Source organism: Mycobacterium marinum (genome assembly GCF_003391395.1).
Lineage (GTDB): Bacteria > Actinomycetota > Actinomycetes > Mycobacteriales > Mycobacteriaceae > Mycobacterium > Mycobacterium marinum.
The window spans coordinates 4,396,580-4,411,158 of sequence record NZ_CP024190.1 but is presented as its reverse complement, the minus strand read 5'-3'; the positions used below and the strand labels follow the sequence as shown (position 1 = coordinate 4,411,158).

Genomic DNA, 14,579 nt, shown 5'->3' with positions numbered 1-14,579 from the left:
GGTGTTGGCTTTCCCGCCGCACGAGTTAGTCGTAGCCTGGGTGTGAGTCGGGTCACAAGCTGTGGGAGGCCTCAATGCGGATCGCGGACGTCTTGCGGAACAAGGGGGCAGCGGTGACGACCATCAACCCCGATGCGACGGTCCGGGAATTGCTTGCCGGTTTGGCTGAGCAGAACATCGGCGCGATGGTGGTGGTCGGAGTGGAAGGTGTGGTCGGCATCGTGTCGGAGCGCGATGTCGTGCGCCAGCTACACACGCACGGCGCCAGCGTGCTGACTCGCCCGGTCTCCAAAATCATGACCAGTGCCGTCGCCACCTGCACAAAGTCCGACACGGTCGACAGCATCAGTGTGCTGATGACGCAGAACCGGGTGCGGCACGTGCCGGTGCTCGACGGCCAGAAGCTGATCGGCATCGTCAGCATCGGCGACGTGGTGAAGTCGCGGATGGGAGAACTCGAGGCCGAGCAGGAGCAGCTGCAGTCCTACATCACCCAGGGGTGATCACTGCCCGGTGCCGCGGCGGCCAATAGCCGCATTCGTCGCTAGCGCCAGCTGTACTCGGCACGCAGCCGCGCCGCCACCACGTCGAACACGTCGCGCTGCAGGATCGCACCCTGGCGGCGGATGCTCTCCTCGGGTACATCGAGCACCCGGTCCAGCCGCACCCAGCCTTGCTGGCCCTCGAAGTCCCAGTCGCCGGTGCCGATTGCGACCCAGTCCGGATCGGCCGAGTACTGCTCCTGGCTGGACAACATCAATGCCAGCAACACGTTGCGCTCACGGCCCACGACAAGCACCGGCCGGTCTTGGCCCCGGGTGGGATCGTCTTCGTAAACCACCCAGGTCCACACGATTTCGCCCGGGTCGGCACGGCCATCGAGGTCGGGAGAGTAGGTGAGCTTGCGCGCCCGCGCAGCGGTCGGGGAGCTGGTGTCGGTCACCGGCCGGCCCGCGGTGATCTCGGCCGGCGGCGGCGGCAGCCCCATCGCCACGATGTTGGCGGTGATCTTGACGGCTTGCTGAATGGTCCGCAGCGTTTCCTGGGTGTTCTGCAGACGATGGACAACCTTGGGCGCCTCGTTGAACACGAGGTTCTCCGCGAAGCGCTGGAACGTCTTCCACTGGGACTTCCCGGCAGACGTCATATTCGCAGCATAGACGCGATCCGCCGAGCGCGATTGGCCTCGAGTAGGTCCGGGCGGCGCTGCACAGATACGCTGGAAACCCGCAAACCCCCGCTTCAGGAGAGTCCCATCAGCAGTTTCGCCGACAAAACCTTCACCCCGCCGGCGCAGATTCGGAACTTCTGCATTATCGCTCATATCGACCACGGAAAGTCGACGCTGGCGGACCGAATGCTGCAGTTGACCGGGGTCGTTGACGAGCGCTCGATGCGGGCCCAGTACCTGGACCGGATGGATATCGAACGCGAACGTGGGATCACCATCAAGGCGCAGAATGTGCGGCTGCCCTGGCAGCTCGATGGAACCGAGTACGTCTTGCATCTCATCGACACGCCAGGACACGTCGACTTCACCTACGAGGTGTCACGTGCGCTGGAGGCCTGCGAGGGCGCGGTGCTGCTGGTTGACGCCGCCCAGGGTATCGAGGCCCAGACGCTGGCCAACCTCTACCTGGCACTGGACCGCGACCTGCACATCATTCCGGTGCTGAACAAGATCGACCTGCCGGCCGCCGACCCGGACCGCTACGCGGGCGAGATTGCTCACATCATCGGCTGCGAGCCCGGCGACGTGCTGCGGGTTTCCGGCAAAACCGGGGAAGGCGTCGCAGACCTGCTCGACCACGTGGTGCGCGAGGTGCCGCCACCGCAGGGCGATGCCGACGCACCCACTCGCGCAATGATCTTCGACTCCGTCTATGACATCTACCGCGGCGTGGTCACCTACGTCCGCGTCGTCGACGGCAAGATCACCCCCCGCGAGCGCATCGCCATGATGTCCACCGGCGCCACCCACGAACTGCTCGAGGTCGGCATCGTCTCACCCGAACCCAAGGCCAGCGACGGCCTTGGTGTCGGCGAGGTGGGTTATCTGATCACCGGGGTCAAGGACGTGCGGCAGTCCAAGGTCGGCGACACCGTCACGACCGCCCGAAAAGGTGCCACCGAGGCACTGACCGGCTACCGCGAACCCAAGCCGATGGTGTATTCGGGACTGTATCCCGTTGACGGATCGGACTATCCGAACCTGCGGGACGCCCTGGACAAGCTGCAACTCAACGACGCGGCCCTGACCTATGAGCCCGAAACGTCGGTGGCGCTGGGTTTCGGATTCCGGTGCGGCTTCCTGGGCCTGCTGCACATGGAGATCAGTCGGGAACGTCTGGAGCGCGAGTTCGACCTCGACCTGATCTCGACCTCGCCCAACGTCGTGTACCGCGTCATCAAGGACGACGGCACCGAAATGCAGGTGACCAACCCGTCGGACTGGCCCGAGGGCAAGATCCGCACCGTCTACGAGCCGGTGGTGAAGACCACCATCATCGCGCCCAGCGAATTCATCGGCACCATCATGGAGCTGTGCCAGTCACGGCGCGGCGAGCTGGGGGGCATGGACTATTTGTCGCCCGAACGGGTGGAACTGCGATACACAATGCCGTTGGGGGAGATCATCTTTGACTTCTTCGACTCGCTCAAGTCGCGGACCCGTGGCTACGCCAGTCTCGATTACGAGGAGTCCGGCGAGCAGGAAGCCCAACTGGTCAAGGTCGACATCCTGCTACAAGGCGAGGCCGTCGATGCGTTCAGCGCTATCGTCCACAAGGATTCGGCGTTCGCCTACGGCAACAAGATGACCACCAAGCTCAAGGAGCTGATTCCGCGTCAGCAGTTCGAGGTGCCGGTGCAGGCGGCCATCGGTTCCAAGATCATCGCGCGCGAGAACATCCGCGCGATCCGCAAGGATGTGTTGTCGAAGTGCTACGGCGGTGACATCACCCGCAAACGCAAGCTGCTGGAAAAGCAGAAAGAGGGCAAGAAGCGGATGAAGACCATCGGCCGGGTCGAGGTGCCGCAGGAGGCGTTTGTCGCGGCACTGTCCACCGATGCCGCGGGGGATAAGGGCAAGAAGTAGCCGTGACCGTGGGGCGAGCCGGCTGGGCGGGAGCCGTTGCCCTGCTGGGCATCGGCCTGCTGGGCACCGGGTGCACCAACACCGTTGCGGGAGTGTCCACCCACGCCGGCCAGCCCGGTGCGAATGCGCTTACCCCCGAACACGTATTGCCGGACGGCGAGGAGGTCAAGGCCGCGGTCGGCAACGATCTGCCGCCCCACAGACCGCCGATGGTGGGTGATATCGGCGTGTTGCCCAACGGGATTCGCGACAATTCTGCCGCCGCGCCCATCGAATGTCTGGGGGCGATAGCGCCGGCGATGCGGATCAGCTACGAGGTGGCGCCGGTCCGCGCGGCGGCACTGCAGGATTATTGGAATTACGACTCCGGTGTGGTGGCGTCTAGTGCAACGGTGGCCGCGATCAAGCTGGCGTCCTCAGACGACGCGCAACGACTATTCGCGTCTTTCACGCAGCAATGGCGACAATGCGAGGGCCGCACCGTCACGATGTACACCCATGACAGGAGCGATACAGAGTTGTATTCGAAAGTGACCGAAGTCCGAACCGACGGGCCGATACTTTCGGCGACCGTCATCAGCTGGGACAACCACCACACTCCGCAGTCCCCGGTCGAACGGGCCGTTGGCGTCCAGGGCGACGTCCTCGCCGATGCCAAGGTGGCGCTCAGGCCGCACTCGCAACCCGGGACCAGAGCGATCGAACTCGTCAAGGTGATGCTGCGCAAGGTATCGAGCACGAACTGATGAGAACTCGATTGGTCTTGGCCTGCCTGTTGGTCATCAGTCTGGCTTCGGGCTGCACGTCTGTTGTTGCGGGTACCGCGCTCCCGGCGGCGGGGCTTGCCCCCCAGCTGGTCACCGGAGAAGCGATCAAGGACGTGCTGTTGGACAACGCCGCGCTGGCAAAGATTCTCGGCCAGGACTTCACGGCCAAGTCCGAATTGCCACCGCGCTTCGGCGGTCCGGAGAAGTTGCAGGAAGCCTTCGGCCGGGTGTCGCGGGTCGACTGCCTGGGCATCACGACCATGCTGGCCAAGAGCGCCTATCAGTCGGCGCGTCGATCCGGCAGCGTGGAGAACGTGGCGCGGGAGACCTGGTGGAACTCCGCGGGACCGGCGAAGGTGATCAGCGTGGCGGAGGGCGTGGTCGCCATGTCGGGGCCCGACGAGGCCGCCGAACTGTTCGAGAGCTTCACCCAGCAATGGGACAGCTGTGACGGCGCGATGGTGACCATCGATAGCGGCAAGGTCGCCTTCGCGGACAAGATCACCGACGTGCGCATCACCAACTCCGTGCTGGCGGCGACCGTTTCGATTGGCACCCGAATATCCGGTAAACAGCTCAATGCGGCCAGACCGGAGGCGCGGGCCATTGGCCTGCGGGGGAATTGCCTGGTCGAAGTCGAGATCGCGTTTTTCGGCGTGCGAGGACCCGCAGACAAAGGGTCCGCCGACATCAACACCAGCGCTATCGAGATCGCCCACGCCATGATGGAAAGAGTCAGCGATATGAGCTGACCCCGAATCGACGGGGCTACATCGGCGCGTTGGCCGGCTGGAACATCCCGGAACTGTCGGCCTCTTCCTCGGCGCGGATCACGTGGACCACCGCGTTGATCAGCGCCAGGTGGGTGAACGCCTGCGGGAAGTTGCCCAGATGCCGCCCGGTGCGTGGCTCGATCTCTTCGGCGTACAGATGCAACGGGCTGGCGTAGGACAGCAGCCGCTCGCAGAGCCGTTTGGCCTGGGCCACTTCGCCGATCTCAACCAGGGCCGAGACCAGCCAGAACGAGCAGATGGTGAAGGTACCCTCCTCGCCGGAGAGTCCGTCGTCGGTCTCCTCGACCCGGTACCGCAGCACCAGGCCCTCCTCGGTGAGCTCGTTGGCGATCGCCAAGACGGTATTGCGCACGCGCGGGTCATCCGGGGGCAAGAAGCGGGTCAGCACCACCAGCAGCAGCGAGGCGTCCAGCGCGTCGTCGCCGTAGCGCTGGGTGAACACCCCGCGCGAGTCCACCCCGTGCTCGAGAATGTCCGCCTTGATCTCGTCGGCGATCTGGTGCCACTGCTGGGCATAGCTTTTCTCGCCCTGGCGCTCGGCGAGTTTGGCCCCGCGGTCCAGCGCCACCCAGCACATCACCTTTGACGATGTGAAGTGCTGCGGCTCCCCACGCACTTCCCAGATTCCGCGGTCGGGTTCACGCCAGTGCGTGATCGCCTCTTCCACTTGTCGCTTCAGCACCGGCCACAATGTTTCCGGGACTTGTTCCCGCGACTTGGCGTGCAGATAGAACGAATCCAGAATCGAGCCCCAGATATCGTGCTGGTCCTGGTTGTAGGCGCCGTTGCCGATCCGGACCGGTCGCGCATGGTCGTAGCCGGACAGATGGTTGAGCTCTTCTTCAACCAGGCTGCGCTCGCCGCCCACGCCGTACATCACCTGCAACGGGTGGCGCTCGTTGTGGTTGGCGCCGGACACATCAGCGATGAAGGCGAAGAAGTCGTCGGCCTCGCGGTCCAGCCCGAGGGTGTAGAGCCCCCACAGCGCGAAGGTGGAGTCGCGAACCCAGGCGTATCGGTAGTCCCAGTTACGTTCGCCGCGCGGTGTTTCTGGAAGCGACGTGGTGCTGGCCGCCAGCAGTGCGCCGGTGGGCGAGTAGGTCAACCCCTTGAGTGTGAGCGCGCTGCGCTGCAGGTATGCCCGCCACGGGTGGTCGGGGAAGTTGCCGATGTTGATCCACTGCCGCCAGCATTCGGTGGTTTGCCACATCTTCTGGGCGGCCTCTTGGTAGGTCTGTGGCGCCGGGTGCTTGGTCCAGCTCAACGCGACGAACACGTCGTCGCCCTCTTTCATCCGGGTGCGCGCCCGCGCCTCCCGGCCCTCCAACCCGATCCGCAGGTTGGTGGTCAGCCGCAGCGTCGGGTGAGCATCGGGTTGCTTGCTGGCCCGGGCGATGGCCTCACCGTAGGCGTTGGCCGAGTACTCCCAGGTGGCCCCGAGACGGTGGTAGTCGAACGCCGGTTCGCAGCTCATCATCAGCTCGACGGTTCCGCTGACGCAGCGCACGGTGCGCAGCAAGATGTGTTCGGCGTCCCAATCCATCGGCGTACGCCGATGAGTCCGCGAGCGCCGTTCGATGTCGTGCCAGGGCCCCATCACCAACGCGTCGCGCACGATCAGCCACCCGGTGTGGGTCTGCCACGTGGTCTCCATGATCAGGCTGCCGGGAAGGTAGCGCCGCGCCGACGGCACCGAAACCCCGTAGGGGCCCAGCCGGAAATGACCGGCGCTGCGATCCAAAATCGCGCCGAACACGCTGGGGGAGTCCGGCCGGGGCACACACATCCACTCCACCGAGCCGGCCGGAGAGATCAAGCACGTCGTTTCCCAATCGGACAGGAACGCGTAGTCGGCAATCGGCGGAAAGGGATTGCGCAGCGATGCACTGGACGGGGAGATTCCGTGCTGGCCGAGTTCGACCGACGCCGCGGGGGCCCCGTCCAACGCGGGAATCTGGGTAGCCGGCGCGGCGTGCGGGGCCTCGGTCGGCTCGACGGTGAGCTCGACGTCCTCGTCTGCGTGTTCGGCGTGCAAAACCATGCCGCCATCATCGACTGTCGACCTGCCCTGCGTCCACCACTGCGCTCCGCGCGGCGCCAAGGTGTCGGGTCTACCGTGCCCGCCTCGCGTACTTTGGGGCGTGTTCGGGCAGTGGGCCGATCGCCACCAGATAGCCCATGATCCGCCGCACTGGCACCGAACGGCTCACCAGGCGCACCACGGGCGGCGGTTGCGGGGGCCCGCCAGTTACCGCCACCGCGACGATGGCGGCGTGGATGGCCCGCTGGATGCCCTGCAGAAAGGCGGTCGGGGCCCACCGGCGTGCCTGCACCCGCGCCAGCTGGCCGGTGGACACCCGCCCGACGCGCAACGACGGCGCCAGCATCCGGGCGGTGGCCACCGCGTCGGCCAGGGCCAGGTTGATCCCGACGCCACCGACCGGGGACATCGCGTGCGCCGCATCGCCGATGCACAACGCGCCGTCGCAGAACCAGCGCCGCAGCCGATTGAGTTGCACATCAAGCAATTTCACGTCGTCGAAAGTCTTCAGTGCGTCGACGCGGTCGGCGAGCCAGGGCATCATGTCCGCTAGCGCCCGGTGCAGTGCCTCAATACCCTGCGCGCGCAATTGGGCATCGCTGCCCTTGGGAATGATGTAGGCGATCTGGTAATAGTCGCCGCGGTCGATGGCAATTCCGCCGTGACCTGAGTTGAAGATGCCGGCCAGACCGGTCGGATCATCGGGCCGACGTGGTAGTCGGAACCACCAGACGTCCATCGGTGCGCCGAAGCTGCGGGTCGCCATGCCCAAGGCCGAGCGCACCGTGGAGCCCCGGCCATCGCAGGCCACGGTCAGATCGGCGTGCATGTGTTTTGTTTCACCGGATTGCGCGCGGTAGGTGACACCGACGACGCGGCCCCGGTCGGGTCCGTCACCCCACAGCACCCCGGTCACCTCGGTGCTGCGCAGCAATCGGAAGGTGGGTTCAGCCGCAGCCGCGGCGGCCAGCAACTCGAGGAAATCCCACTGGGGCACCAAGGCGATGTGCTGGTGGGCGCCGGGCAGGTGTTTGAGGTCGAGGTCGACCGGTTGGCCCTGCATCTTCATGCTGATGGTGTCGATCAGGCGATGCGGGATCTGAGCGAATTGGGATCCAAGACCGAGTTCGTCAAGCAGACGCAGGGTGCTGGCGTGCACCGTGTCACCGCGGAAGTCGCGCAGGAAGTCCGCGTGCTTTTCCATCACCGTGACGTCAACGCCGGCCCGGGCCAGCAACAAGCCCAGCATCATGCCTGCCGGTCCGCCGCCGGCTACCAGAACGCTTGTCGTTTCCGATGGCTGAGGCACTGGGCGATCTTAGGCAGATCATCCGGCCGATCAGGCGCATTGGTTTCGGCTGCCGCGCCGCATAGGGTGAGTCCGGTGAGCGGCATCCTGAATTGGTGGGACGGTGTTGAGCTGTGGCTCTCCGGGCTTCCGTTCGCACTGCAGGCGCTCACGGTGATGCCGGTGGTGCTGGGTGTGGCCCTTATCTCGGCGGCAATATTGGATGCCCTGCTGGGCAAGGGCATCGAGCTGATGCAACGCGTCCGCCATAGCGACGAAGCGTCGGGGTAAGCGATGCCACGGTCGCACGTCACGTTGGTTCTCGTCGCCCTGCTGGTGTTGGTGGTCGCCATGTGGTTGCTCACGCACTGAAATGTGGACGCGGTCTGTCCCCGGCAGATTCTGTTAGGCTTCGCGGCATGCACGCAGTGGCCAGTGCTTTGGGGTGCTTGGGGTTTGCAGTGGCCTGCGTGAGTGAAGCCGTGGTGATCTGTGCCACTGCTGACGTGCGCTGTTGTCGCTGACGCCAATCCCGTGCGCGGTCTGGTGCGGAGTTCGTCAATGCCTCAGTTGCTAGCCGATCGCTCCTTCCGCAGTCACGGGAAACGTTGTCCACAAATCCCGCACTGGAAGGCCACCAATGCCGCAGACGTTCATGGGCGCGGCGCGCTCGCGGCGGCCCGGCACGTTCGGGGTCATCTTCGCGCTGATCGCCGTCCTGGCCTCGGCGTGTCAGGGAGGTCCTAGCGACATCGCGGGCGGTGGTGGACCCACCGACGCGCGCACCAGCATCACGCTGGTGGCCTACTCGGCCCCGGAGCCCGGCTGGAGCACGGTGATCCCGGCCTTCAACGCCTCCGAGGAAGGCAAGGACGTGCAGGTGATCACCTCCTACGGTGCCTCTGCCGACCAATCTCGCGGTGTCGCCGACGGCAAACCGGCCGATCTGGTGAATTTCTCGGTCGAACCGGACATCGCTCGACTGGTCAGGGCCGGCAAGGTCGCCAAGGACTGGGACGCCGACGCCACCAGGGGCATTCCGTTCGAGTCGGTGGTCACGCTGGTCGTGCGGGAGGGCAATCCCAAGAACATTAGGGACTGGGACGATCTGTTGCGGCCCGGCGTGGAGGTCATCACCCCCAGCCCGTTGAGCTCGGGGTCGGCCAAATGGAACCTGCTCGCCCCCTACGCGGTCAAGAGCGAGGGCGGCAGAAACAGCCAGGCCGGGATCGACTTCGTCAGCAGGTTGGTGCGCGAGCACGTCAAACTGCGCCCCGGCTCGGGCCGCGAAGCCACCGATGTCTTCGTCCAGGGCAGCGGCGACGTCTTGATCAGCTACGAGAACGAGGCGATCGCCACCGAGCGGCAAGGCAAACGCGTTCAACACGTCACCCCGCCGCAGTCCTTCCAGATCGAAAACCCCCTGGCGGTGGTGACCACCACCGCACATCTGGCCACGGCGACGGCATTCAAGAACTTCCAGTACACCGTCGAGGCGCAGCGGCTCTGGGCGCAGGCCGGATTCCGGCCGGTCGACCCCGCCGTGGTCGCCGAGTTTCGCGATCAGTTTCCCCTGCCGGAGAAGCTGTGGACGATCGCTGACCTGGGCGGTTGGGACACGGTGGATCCGCAGCTATTCGACAAGGGCACCGGCAGCATCACCAATATCTACATGCAGGCCACCGGATGACGGTGACAGCACATTCCGGGCAGTCCGATCCGCCGGCGGTGGCGCCGGATCCCGGTCAGCGCGCCGACGGCGGTCCGCAATGGATATCCGGACTCGGCCGCTCGGGCCTTAGGGGTGCCACGGCGCTGCAGGTTGGTGTGTCGATGGTGTGGCTTTCGGTCATCGTGCTGCTGCCGTTGGCGGCCATCGCCTGGCAGGCCGCCGACGGCGGCTGGCGCGCATTCTGGCTATCGGTCTCCTCGCACGCGGCGCTGGAGTCGTTGCGGGTGACGTTGACCGTCTCCGCCGGCGTCACGTTGCTCAACACGGTGTTCGGCCTGTTGATCGCCTGGGTGCTGATCCGGGACGAGTTCGTGGGTAAGCGACTCGTCGATGCCGTCATCGATCTGCCGTTTGCCCTGCCCACCATTGTCGCCAGCCTGGTCATGCTGGCGCTCTACGGGCATAACAGCCCGCTGGGGCTGCACCTGCAGCACACCGTGTGGGGCGTGGGGGTGGCGCTGGCATTTGTCACCCTGCCGTTTGTGGTGCGTGCCGTTCAACCGGTGTTGCTGGAACTCGATCGCGAGACCGAGGAAGCGGCGGCATCGCTGGGTGCCACCGGTTGGAAGGTCTTTACCTCCGTCGTCTTTCCGTCGCTATTGCCGGCGTTGTTGTCCGGTGCGGGCCTGGCGTTCTCCCGTGCCATCGGCGAGTTCGGGTCGGTGGTGTTGATCGGCGGCGCAGTACCGGGTGAAACCGAGTTGTCCTCGCAGTGGATTCGCACCTTGATCGAAAACGATGACCGCACCAGGGCTGCAGCGATCTCCATTGTCCTGCTGTTGATCTCATTCGCGGTACTGCTGGTGCTGCGGGTCCTCGGTGCGCGCACGGCCAAGCGGGAGGAGTTGGCACCATGACTTCGTCCCCGCTGGTTCGCTACCTGCTCCGGGCCATCGCGCTCACGTATGTTTTTGCGCTGCTGGTGGTTCCGGTGGGGGTGATCTTGTGGCGCACCTTCGAACCCGGCTTGGGCCAGTTCTATGACTGGATCAGCACCCCGGCGGCGATTTCGGCGCTGAATCTGTCGCTGTTGTTGGTGGCCATCGTGGTGCCGCTGAACGTGATTTTCGGCATTCCGACCGCATTGCTGCTGGCCCGCAACCGGTTCCGGGGCAAGGGCTTGTTGCAGGCGATCATCGACCTGCCCTTCGCGGTCTCGCCCGTCATCGTGGGCACCGCGTTGATCTTGTTGTGGGGATCGGCGGGTGCCCTGGGCTTCGTCGAACGAGACCTCGGGATCCGAATCATCTTCGGCCTGCCCGGGATGGTCCTGGCCAGCATCTTCGTCACCCTGCCGTTCGTCGTACGCGAGGTCGAACCCGTGTTGCACGAATTGGGCACCGACCAAGAGCAGGCCGCCGCAACCTTGGGTTCTGGCTGGTGGCAGACGTTCTGGCGCATCACCCTGCCATCGATCCGGTGGGGCCTGACCTACGGAATTGTGCTGACCGTCGCCCGTACCCTGGGCGAATACGGTGCGGTCCTGATGGTGTCGTCCAATCTCCCAGGGACATCGCAAACGCTGACGTTGCTGGTCTCGGACCGCTACCACCGCGGGGCCGAGTACGGGGCCTACGCGCTGTCGACGCTGCTGATGGCGGTCGCGGTGGTGGTCCTGATCGTCCAGGTGGCACTTGACGTGCGCCGGTCTCGAACGACCAGCCGGGCATGAAGAAGGAGACTTCATTGACTGGACCGGGAACCGGCGGTCACGCCATTGTCGTGCGGGACGCCTTCAAGCAATACGGGGACTTCGTCGCGCTGGACCACGTGGACTTCGTGGTGCCGGCCGGTTCGCTGACCGCCTTGCTGGGGCCCAGCGGTTCGGGCAAGTCGACGCTGCTGCGTACCATCGCCGGGCTCGATCAGCCCGACAGCGGCAACATCACGATCAATGGACGCGATGTGACCCGGGTGCCGCCCCAGCGACGCGGCATCGGCTTCGTGTTCCAGCACTACGCTGCCTTCAAGCACCTCACTGTTCGCGACAATGTGGCCTACGGCTTGAAGATCCGCAAGCGGCCCAAAGCCGAGATCAGAGACAAAGTTGACAATCTGCTAGAAGTGGTGGGATTGAGCGGATTTCACGGCCGCTACCCCAATCAGCTCTCCGGTGGTCAGCGGCAGCGGATGGCGCTGGCCCGCGCGCTGGCCGTCGACCCGGAAGTGCTGCTCCTCGACGAGCCTTTCGGTGCGTTGGACGCCAAGGTCCGGGAGGATCTGCGGGCCTGGCTGCGCCGACTCCATGATGAGGTGCACGTGACCACCGTCCTGGTCACCCATGATCAGGCCGAAGCGCTGGATGTGGCGGATCGGATCGCCGTGCTCAACTCGGGCCGGATCGAACAGGTTGGTTCCCCCACCGAGGTGTACGACGCCCCCGCGAATGCGTTCGTGATGTCCTTCCTGGGTGCGGTGTCCGCGCTCAACGGTGCGCTGGTGCGCCCGCACGACATTCGGGTCGGCCGCACCCCCGAAATGGCCGTCGCGGCGGCCGACGGCACGGGGGAATCCACCGGTGTCACGCGCGCCGTCGTGGACCGGATCGTGGTGCTGGGCTTCGAGGTGCGGGTGGAGCTGACCAGCGCGGCCACCGGCGGAGCCTTCACCGCCCAGATCACCCGGGGTGACGCCGAGGCGCTGGCTCTGCAGGAAGGCGACACCGTCTATGTGCGCGCCACCCGGGTGCCCCCGATCGCCGGAGCTGCCCCGGCCGTTGGGGACGACAGCGCCGGCAGCACTCCCAGCGCAGCGCAGATCGGTGTGGGGGGACAGTAACGGTCACCCCGTAGCCGTTGCGGGCGTCCTATCCGGCCCGGCCGGATAGCGGTTCAGGCTCCTGGCCAGGCGTTGTGGGGCGATACGACGCCGCCGCCCGGACGTACCGGTAGAGCAGCGCGATCATGGCTGCAAAGACAAACAGACCCAACAGCTCGGCCCAATGCGTGAATCCGTCGCCCAGGATGGCCAGGGGGTCCTCCGTGCCAGTCGCCACGACGATGCCGGCGAAGGCCACGCCGAAAAGACTTTCGCCCACGATCAGGCCGGTGGCGAGCATGACGCCCATGCGTCTCTTGCTTTCATCCTCATCACCGGATCGCTGCGCCCACGAGTCATAGATCCGGCCGAGCACCGCGCCGACCGGGATAACCAGCGTCAGCGAGATCGGCAGGTACATGCCCATACCCACCGCGAGCGGGGGGAGCCGAAGTGTCGCGGTGGTCCTGGTCAGTACTTCATCGACCACGACCACCACGATGCCGATCAGCGCGCCCAATCCCACCAGCGACCAGTTCAGCGAGCCGCCGAAGACCCCCCTCGCCAGTGCCGAGATCAGTGCCGCCTGCGGAGCGGCCAGCGCATTTCCGGTAGCGCCGGGGGCTCCTTGAAAGCCGAACGCGCTTTGCATCAACTGCAAAACAGGAGCCATCACCGCCGCGCCGATCGTTACCCCGATCACCAGGGCCACCTGCTGCTTCCAGGGGGTCGCTCCCACCAGTTGACCGGTCTTGAGGTCTTGCAGATTGTCGTTGGAAATGGTCGCCACACCAAAAATCACCGCGGCGGTAAAGACGGCGTACGCCACCAAAGCTGGGGTCTGGGCATCGCTGGCCGGACCATAGGTCCACTTGATCAGCAGCGCGGCCAGCAGCACCACCAGGATGCCGACCCCGGAGATCGGACTGTTCGACGAGCCGATCAGGCCGGCCATATACCCACACACCGATGCGACCACCAGACCGATGGTCACGATCAGCAGCAAGCTGACGGCGATGATGCTGCCGGCCCGCCCACCGATCGGAGTGTGGTCGGTGAAGTCGCCGAGCAGAAACCCAATCGGGATCAGCGAGACCAGCACCACCAGCCCGACCACCTGGATCGGGATGTCGCGCTCGTGCAGGTCGACGGCCTCGCCCCGGCGACGGGTGCGCGCGGAGACCGCGGCCTCGGCGATACCGGCCATGATGGGGCCGGCGATTTTCAGGAACGTCCAAACCGCCGCCACCGCAATGGCTCCCGCCCCGATGAAACGCACGTCCGACGAGAAGGTCCTGGAGACGAAATCGGCCAACGCCCCATCCTGGGGCAGCTGACCGGCGGTGCGCATCGGCAGCAGCACACCGTAGCTGATGAGCACACCCACAATCATCGCGATACCGACGCCCAGCCCGACGAGATGGCCCACGCCGACCAGCGCCAGCGACAGGCTCGCACCCGCCATCGTCGCGCCCGAACCCAACCGGAAGGTCACCGCCAGCGAGTTGCTGATCACCTTGAGCGCGGCCAACAGCGAGTATCCGGCCGCGGTCACCGCGCCCAGCGCGATGACCGAAAGTCCCCTCCGGTTTTCCTCCGCCCCCCGTGCCGATGCGCCGATCTTCAAAACCTCTGCCCCCGCGACGCCTTCGGGGTAGGGCAGATCGGAACCGGTGACCAGCGCGCGGCGCAGTGGGATCGAGTACATGACACCCAGCAGGCCACCGAATCCGCATACGGCCACCGTCGTCCAGTACGGGAACCCGCTCCACCAGCCGATCATGATCAGTGCCGGTAGCACGAAGATGATCGCCGACAGGGTGCCTGCGGCCGACGCGATGGTTTGCACGATGTTGTTTTCCACGATCGAGTGGTTCGCGAAAAACCTCAGGACTCCCATCGAGATCACCGCGGCCGGGATGGAAGTGGCAAACGTCAGCCCGACCTTGAGGCCGAGATAGACATTCGCCGCGGTGAACACCAGCGTGATCAGCCCACCCAGGATGATCCCACGGGTGGTGATCTCGCGTGTACTGCCCAGTGCACCAGACATGGGGCTAGACCATATCCGCTAGTGCCGCCATCCGCAGCAATGCCCACCTG

Annotated in this window: 12 protein-coding genes and 1 pseudogene; 9 read left to right on the top strand and 4 right to left on the bottom strand. The window is 65.4% G+C overall.

Annotated elements, in window-relative coordinates; all coding sequences use genetic code 11:
- Window positions 1-74: 74 nt before the first annotated feature.
- The gene (locus CCUG20998_RS18415; protein WP_012395338.1) at window positions 75-503 is read left to right on the top strand and encodes a CBS domain-containing protein; all 429 of its coding nucleotides are present in this window, start codon (window positions 75-77) and stop codon (window positions 501-503) included.
- A 41-nt stretch (window positions 504-544) separates the two neighbouring features.
- Here CCUG20998_RS18415 and CCUG20998_RS18410 read toward each other — a convergent pair whose 3' ends face one another.
- Window positions 545-1,147, bottom strand: coding sequence for a type II toxin-antitoxin system PemK/MazF family toxin (locus tag CCUG20998_RS18410; protein ID WP_036456252.1), 603 nt, complete (start codon window positions 1,145-1,147; stop codon window positions 545-547).
- Between the two features lie 32 nt (window positions 1,148-1,179).
- On the opposite strand from CCUG20998_RS18410, the pseudogene lepA reads away from it, so the two are divergent.
- From lepA to CCUG20998_RS18395, 3 genes and pseudogenes are all read left to right on the top strand, one after another.
- Window positions 1,180-3,097 (top strand): annotated as a pseudogene (lepA, locus tag CCUG20998_RS18405) (translation elongation factor 4).
- A 2-nt stretch (window positions 3,098-3,099) separates the two neighbouring features.
- Window positions 3,100-3,843 carry a sensor domain-containing protein gene (locus tag CCUG20998_RS18400; protein ID WP_020730292.1) on the top strand — a complete coding sequence of 248 codons (744 nt, stop codon included), beginning with the start codon at window positions 3,100-3,102 and terminating at the stop codon, window positions 3,841-3,843.
- A complete protein-coding gene (locus tag CCUG20998_RS18395) occupies window positions 3,843-4,616 on the top strand; it encodes a sensor domain-containing protein (RefSeq protein ID WP_036456254.1) in 774 nt (257 codons plus the stop codon). The genes CCUG20998_RS18400 and CCUG20998_RS18395 overlap by 1 nt, the downstream gene beginning before the upstream one ends.
- 16 nt (window positions 4,617-4,632) lie before the next feature.
- Here CCUG20998_RS18395 and CCUG20998_RS18390 read toward each other — a convergent pair whose 3' ends face one another.
- Both CCUG20998_RS18390 and CCUG20998_RS18385 read right to left on the bottom strand, forming a co-directional pair.
- On the bottom strand, window positions 4,633-6,699 hold the full coding sequence (locus tag CCUG20998_RS18390; protein ID WP_036456256.1) for a glycoside hydrolase family 15 protein: 2,067 nt from the start codon (window positions 6,697-6,699) through the stop codon (window positions 4,633-4,635).
- A gap of 70 nt (window positions 6,700-6,769) precedes the next feature.
- Window positions 6,770-8,008, bottom strand: a complete 1,239-nt coding sequence (locus CCUG20998_RS18385) for an FAD-dependent oxidoreductase (protein ID WP_036456258.1) — start codon at window positions 8,006-8,008, stop codon at window positions 6,770-6,772.
- Between the two features lie 66 nt (window positions 8,009-8,074).
- Between CCUG20998_RS18385 and CCUG20998_RS18380 the strand changes: the two genes are divergently transcribed.
- The 5 genes from CCUG20998_RS18380 (at window position 8,075) to CCUG20998_RS18360 (ending at window position 12,497) form a co-directional block, all read left to right on the top strand.
- Window positions 8,075-8,278 (top strand): hypothetical protein, encoded by a 204-nt coding sequence (locus CCUG20998_RS18380; RefSeq protein ID WP_231389754.1) that lies wholly within the window; start codon window positions 8,075-8,077, stop codon window positions 8,276-8,278.
- A gap of 349 nt (window positions 8,279-8,627) precedes the next feature.
- Window positions 8,628-9,677, top strand: coding sequence for a sulfate ABC transporter substrate-binding protein (locus tag CCUG20998_RS18375; RefSeq protein ID WP_020730297.1), 1,050 nt, complete (start codon window positions 8,628-8,630; stop codon window positions 9,675-9,677).
- Window positions 9,674-10,576, top strand: a complete 903-nt coding sequence (gene cysT, locus CCUG20998_RS18370; protein ID WP_103653984.1) for a sulfate ABC transporter permease subunit CysT — start codon at window positions 9,674-9,676, stop codon at window positions 10,574-10,576. The genes CCUG20998_RS18375 and cysT overlap by 4 nt, the downstream gene beginning before the upstream one ends.
- Window positions 10,573-11,391 (top strand): sulfate ABC transporter permease subunit CysW, encoded by an 819-nt coding sequence (cysW, locus tag CCUG20998_RS18365; RefSeq protein WP_020730299.1) that lies wholly within the window; start codon window positions 10,573-10,575, stop codon window positions 11,389-11,391. Before cysT ends, cysW begins: the two co-directional genes overlap by 4 nt.
- Window positions 11,388-12,497: a sulfate/molybdate ABC transporter ATP-binding protein gene (locus tag CCUG20998_RS18360; RefSeq protein WP_050674594.1), complete on the top strand. Its 1,110-nt coding sequence runs from the start codon at window positions 11,388-11,390 to the stop codon at window positions 12,495-12,497. Before cysW ends, CCUG20998_RS18360 begins: the two co-directional genes overlap by 4 nt.
- Before the next feature lie 28 nt (window positions 12,498-12,525).
- Here CCUG20998_RS18360 and CCUG20998_RS18355 read toward each other — a convergent pair whose 3' ends face one another.
- A complete protein-coding gene (locus CCUG20998_RS18355; RefSeq protein WP_020730301.1) occupies window positions 12,526-14,529 on the bottom strand; it encodes an OPT family oligopeptide transporter in 2,004 nt (667 codons plus the stop codon).
- Window positions 14,530-14,579: the final 50 nt, after the last annotated feature.